The organism is Enterobacter sp. R-1.6.2 (assembly GCF_035064085.1).
Taxonomy (GTDB): domain Bacteria; phylum Pseudomonadota; class Gammaproteobacteria; order Enterobacterales; family Enterobacteriaceae; genus Enterobacter; species Enterobacter asburiae_B.
Genome location: NZ_JASEYI010000064.1, coordinates 1 through 4465 on the forward strand (window position 1 = coordinate 1; position 4465 = coordinate 4465).

Genomic DNA, 4465 nt, shown 5'->3' on the forward strand with positions numbered 1-4465 from the left:
TCGGCGGCGGCCACGCAGGTGGAGCCGCTGCCGGCGAACGGGTCAAGGACAATGGCCCCGGGACACGTGAGCGATTCGATCAGTGGTCGCAGGCTCTGCACCGGCTTCTCCGTCGGGTGGTGTCGGTTGCCCGTGTAGTTCCAGGGGATCACGTCCGGGACGGGACGGTCCGGGGTTTGCGGCCTCCCCTTCGCCAGCAGGTAGGCGCTCTCATGGGTGTAACCCACGAATGTCGATTTTGAGGCGTAGCTCTTGGCAAAGACGATATGGCCAACCACCCGGAAGCCGGCCGCTTTCCACGCATTCAGAAACAGATCCGCGCGGTTCCAGGCATAGAAACTCACCATAAGGCTGTCGTTTTTGAGTACGCGGTACATTTCGTGGCACGCTGGCTGGAGCCATTCCGACGAATTGTCCCCGGCCAGGGTGCGGCCGGTACGGTCCTTATAGCCAACCAGATACGGTGGATCGGTAAGAATAAAATCGACGGCACGCGCGGGAAAACGGGACATCACCTGCACGCAGTCACCCAGAATAAAACGGGACATAGACACACTCCTCTCTGATATGCGGCACCCTCTTGCGCCGTGCCGCCACAAAAACCCGGCTCTGAGCGGAGGACGCAGGGGCGTTCCCGCAAGCCGCAGCGCAAGCCCTTCACGGGCTGAATGCACCGTGAAGGGTGCGAACGGGTGAGGAGAACGGCGATGAGCTTCCCTTGCGGCCGCAGCGGCCGGGTTAGCGTGAAGGCACGGCGTTGAACACGCCGCCGGCTGGCGGCAGAAAGGCGGAGGATACCGACATCCTTTGGTACTGATTCTGGTAGCTGAATACGCCCCCCGTGTATGACAGAATGACCATAAGTGCGTGTCAGTACACCACTTTGTTGGATCATAAGCCTGGTATGTTTTGGGACGCCTCCGGCCGGTGGCGTTTTTTTTTAAGTGCGATATATGGCAGGCACGAATGGTCAGGAAGCATGCAACAATACAAGGGCAATAACTGAAGGGTTTTCTCTTAAAACGGATTGCATGATTTCAGGACACCCTGTTCCCGGAAGGTGTCCTTTTTTTTTCGTCAGCGCCCCTTTACGTGGTCGATAGCGAACTGCAGCGTGTCCCAGTTAAAACCGATGCCGGCATCGTGGCTGCGATAACAGACACGCATGGCTTCCGCAATTTCCTCCTCCGACAGACTGCCATCGAGCGACAGAAAATCATCAGCCAGCCAGAACGTTCCCATACACAGTGCGTCCGGTGGATACTGCTGTAACCGCGCGATGAGAGCTGCCACGGTGACACCCTCGCGGCTGGCGGATAGCGACGGCAACACGCGATCGGCAATGTCATTCCAGCACCACTCTTCGTCCTCCGGAACGGCCTCGTGAATAGTGCAGGTTTCCACCCCCGGCATCAGGGAAAGCTGCTCCAGCACCTGCCCCAGGCAGAGTCGTTCCCCGCTGGCATCCTCACTCCACAGATAATGGTTGTTGATATACACGGCAAACTCGCCGTTATTGAGTTCAATACAGGTCAGTCTGAACATGGTTGTGTCCTCAGCATCCGGCACCCTCTTGCGCCGTGCCGCCACAAAAACCCGGCGAAAAGCGGAGGACGCCAGGGCGACGCCGAAGCCGCAGCGCAAGCCCTTCACGGGCTGAATGCACCGTGCAGGGCGCGAACGGGTGAGGACGGAGGCGACAGCTTCCCTGGCGGCTGAGGCGGCCGGGTTAGCGTGAAGGCACGGCGTTGAACATGCAGCCGGCTGGCTGGAGAAAGGGGATACGAACCTCAGGTGACAAAATATCTTCAGCCAGCTGACGTCGCAGTCTGGCATGATGTATCAATCAGATTGCTGAATTTATCCTGTATTCTGGCTGCGTCGGACTGTTCATCAATGATGCTTTTTAACACCTGGATGTGTTCAGGACTTTTATTGACAACAAACCGACACTGTTTCTCCTGAATCACGAGTATACGCTCATTTTCCAGAGCCTTTTCATCCTTAAGTTTGCACAGAAACCGGTGACAGAAATTACGGTAATGCGCGTTGATCAGCGCCATTTTATAACCCGCTATAGCCTGGGATACCTCGGCCTCAACAGGATCGGTCGTACAGTCAAAGGTAAAATCGCTCATAATTAACTCTCTCCGGGAACCATTGTTCCGGGCAGATGAACTATCCTGACCAGCTTACCTGCCGACAGGATTACGGAGAAATATGCTTGATCAATGAGGAGCGGCACCAATACGTCTTAGTGCATCCTGAACTTCACGCAGCCCAAAAATATCTTCCGGCGGCTGGTCCTTTCCGGCCAGACTACAGACCGTAAAGACGGCATTTGATGCGGTCAGTCTTTCACGGTGCAGCGCCTGCAGTGCCACAATAACCAGTGTGCGTTCGTCTCCTGACAGTTCTTCAAGCTTCATACCGTTTCCTTCATGCTAATGTTCATATTCATCCCCGCCCCTTTGTTTTTTTCTCATCAAACGCCAGGAGAACCCCGAGACCGATCAGCGAGGCGTAGCATACCTGCATCGCGATTGTCACCGGCAGGGAAATGTTATCAACCAGAACGCCGGGGACCACGACGGCCACACCTGCCAGTATCATTCCCCTGCCGGTCATTTTGACCCGTTCCGGCCACTGAGATTCAGGGACGTTCCGGGCGCGCAGGACGTTATGAATTATTCGTACAGCGATTGTTTTGACCTGTAACATGACTTTTCCTCTTAATCATTATGACGTCAGTGTTACCCGCCACCAAACATGTTCTGTGCATTACGCCGGGTTTCATCATCCGTATCAGCCGTCGATGCCTGTTCCTGGCAGGCCACTTCCGGCTCTTTTCCTGATGCCGGTCTGCGACCGTCTAACGCTTTCATTTCCTCCGGGAAAACCGACTGCATAAGCAAAACCATTTCCTCAAAGGTGGTGGATTCAGTGAGCTGGGCTGCCAGCAGATGTGGCAGCCTCTCATCCTGTTTCCTCAGGGCAAATCCAGACAACAGCGCAGCCCGCCAGAGATTACCCCTTTCCCCCTGCGGCATTTTCTCAATTTCTTCGCAGACATAGCGCTCTGCAGCATTACTTTCAGGGTTCAGGTAGAACGTAATTTTTCTTCGTGGGTCTGGTTTATCCATTTAATTAACCAATTGCAGACATGCCATTTACCAGATCAAACTGGGGATCTTTACTGAGGAAAAACCTGTCCTCCCGAACCCCACAACACTGTCTGATCGCGTCAGCGATGAGTTCGGCACCGCCACCGATAACCATAACATGAGAATAACTCTCGAAACTTTTCACAGCATCTGTCACCCGGTTAATGAGGCGATGATGTGATTCGCGAATCGCATCCTGCACAACTGTCAGCTTTGTCGCATCATTAATTCGGCGGCGCAGAAATTCTTCGTCATTACGGTGAATAATCAGCTCATCAGCAAGAAAGCTGCTGCCCCGTGTTCTGGCCACCGCCATCGCCGCCCTCACCTCCTGGGTCATCAGCGACACCCCGAGACCAGAGTCTCCGTAGATACGTGAAATCCCGCGCATTTTGGCCCGGACATGAGAAATATCGAGCGTCGTGCCTCCCAGGTCGACAATGAGCAATGAATCCAGATCGTCCAGTTTACTTACCACATCAAAGCCTGCAGGTATGGATTCTGGCATGACACGTACACTGCGAACAGTGAAGGTGACGCCGTCATTCAGAGTGACCGGCCTCAAAAGATTCGCTTCCTTCCGCCGGATGTTTTCAGTGCAGGGCTGATTATCACGGTTGTAGTACTCTGCCAGAGGCAATGTCACCACGATATCAACCGGCTGCGGATCTAGTCCGGAGTTCAGCAATGCATGGTGCACGGCAACAACATTCACATCACTGTATTGCCATGCAATGTTGGTGGTGACCATCGCATCGGCGCTGATTGGATCAAAGGTGTAGTTTTCCCCGTTTAAGGAGTAGTTGAAAACCTTATCCGCCCCAAAACTGACCGCCCACTCCCGCTTAAAGCTGTTCGGGCTGACAGAGCGACGAACCTCATCCCCCTCCTTCCACAACATCTTGATATTGGTTGAGCCATCATCAATGAAAATTTTCATACATCCTCTCAGTAATTTCAAACAAAAATACAGACAATAAAAGAGAAAAATCAGAGAACAATTTGAAATCTACACATCAAAAGTGAATTAATCAACCCAAAAATGAGAAAAATACGAGAAAAATAAGAGAGAGCAATGAAAGGATCGACCTACTTGAAGTTATCCATCAAAAACACTACTGTATATAAATACAGTAGTGTTTTTGAGGTGCATCCGTGAAACTCCAGTTATTCAGCACCGGGAAAGAACTCCCGCCACAGGCCCGTCCGTTGTTTGCAGACCTTGCCAGCTGCGGTTTTCCGAGCCCTGCCGCTGACTATGTCGAGTCCGTGCGACGTGAAGTCGCCTGAATAATTGTTCC

The 4465-nt window shown here is 53.1% G+C and carries 7 protein-coding genes and 1 pseudogene; 1 reads left to right on the top strand and 7 read right to left on the bottom strand.

Annotated elements, in window-relative coordinates:
• From QMN93_RS25455 to QMN93_RS25485, 7 genes are all read right to left on the bottom strand, one after another.
• Positions 1-548, bottom strand: a 548-nt coding sequence (locus QMN93_RS25455) for a DNA methyltransferase (RefSeq protein WP_323620220.1), incomplete at its 3' end; no start/stop codon positions are given.
• Positions 549-1077: 529 nt separating this feature from the next.
• On the bottom strand, positions 1078-1545 hold the full coding sequence (locus QMN93_RS25460) for a hypothetical protein (RefSeq protein ID WP_063417397.1): 468 nt from the start codon (positions 1543-1545) through the stop codon (positions 1078-1080).
• 263 nt (positions 1546-1808) lie between these two features.
• Complete coding sequence (locus tag QMN93_RS25465) at positions 1809-2138, bottom strand: hypothetical protein (protein ID WP_063417396.1); 330 nt, start codon at positions 2136-2138, stop codon at positions 1809-1811.
• A 90-nt stretch (positions 2139-2228) separates the two neighbouring features.
• Positions 2229-2429 (bottom strand): hypothetical protein, encoded by a 201-nt coding sequence (locus QMN93_RS25470; RefSeq protein ID WP_047959937.1) that lies wholly within the window; start codon positions 2427-2429, stop codon positions 2229-2231.
• A 28-nt stretch (positions 2430-2457) separates the two neighbouring features.
• Positions 2458-2721 carry a hypothetical protein gene (locus QMN93_RS25475; RefSeq protein WP_063417395.1) on the bottom strand — a complete coding sequence of 88 codons (264 nt, stop codon included), beginning with the start codon at positions 2719-2721 and terminating at the stop codon, positions 2458-2460.
• 32 nt (positions 2722-2753) lie between these two features.
• The gene (locus QMN93_RS25480; RefSeq protein ID WP_063417394.1) at positions 2754-3143 is read right to left on the bottom strand and encodes a plasmid partitioning/stability family protein; all 390 of its coding nucleotides are present in this window, start codon (positions 3141-3143) and stop codon (positions 2754-2756) included.
• A gap of 4 nt (positions 3144-3147) precedes the next feature.
• The gene (locus tag QMN93_RS25485) at positions 3148-4104 is read right to left on the bottom strand and encodes a plasmid segregation protein ParM (protein WP_063417393.1); all 957 of its coding nucleotides are present in this window, start codon (positions 4102-4104) and stop codon (positions 3148-3150) included.
• A gap of 215 nt (positions 4105-4319) precedes the next feature.
• Here QMN93_RS25485 and QMN93_RS25490 point away from each other — a divergent pair.
• Positions 4320-4433 (top strand): annotated as a pseudogene (locus QMN93_RS25490) (peptidase); the annotation flags it as partial.
• Positions 4434-4465: the final 32 nt, after the last annotated feature.

Excerpts from the sequence above, each read along its gene's own strand:
- QMN93_RS25485 (WP_063417393.1), bottom strand. The coding sequence starts at position 4,104 with ATGAAAATTTTCATTGATGATGGCTCAACCAATATCAAGATGTTGTGG.
- QMN93_RS25460 (WP_063417397.1), bottom strand. The coding sequence starts at position 1,545 with ATGTTCAGACTGACCTGTATTGAACTCAATAACGGCGAGTTTGCCGTG.
- QMN93_RS25480 (WP_063417394.1), bottom strand. The coding sequence starts at position 3,143 with ATGGATAAACCAGACCCACGAAGAAAAATTACGTTCTACCTGAACCCT.
- QMN93_RS25470 (WP_047959937.1), bottom strand. The coding sequence starts at position 2,429 with ATGAAGCTTGAAGAACTGTCAGGAGACGAACGCACACTGGTTATTGTG.
- QMN93_RS25465 (WP_063417396.1), bottom strand. The coding sequence starts at position 2,138 with ATGAGCGATTTTACCTTTGACTGTACGACCGATCCTGTTGAGGCCGAG.
- QMN93_RS25475 (WP_063417395.1), bottom strand. The coding sequence starts at position 2,721 with ATGTTACAGGTCAAAACAATCGCTGTACGAATAATTCATAACGTCCTG.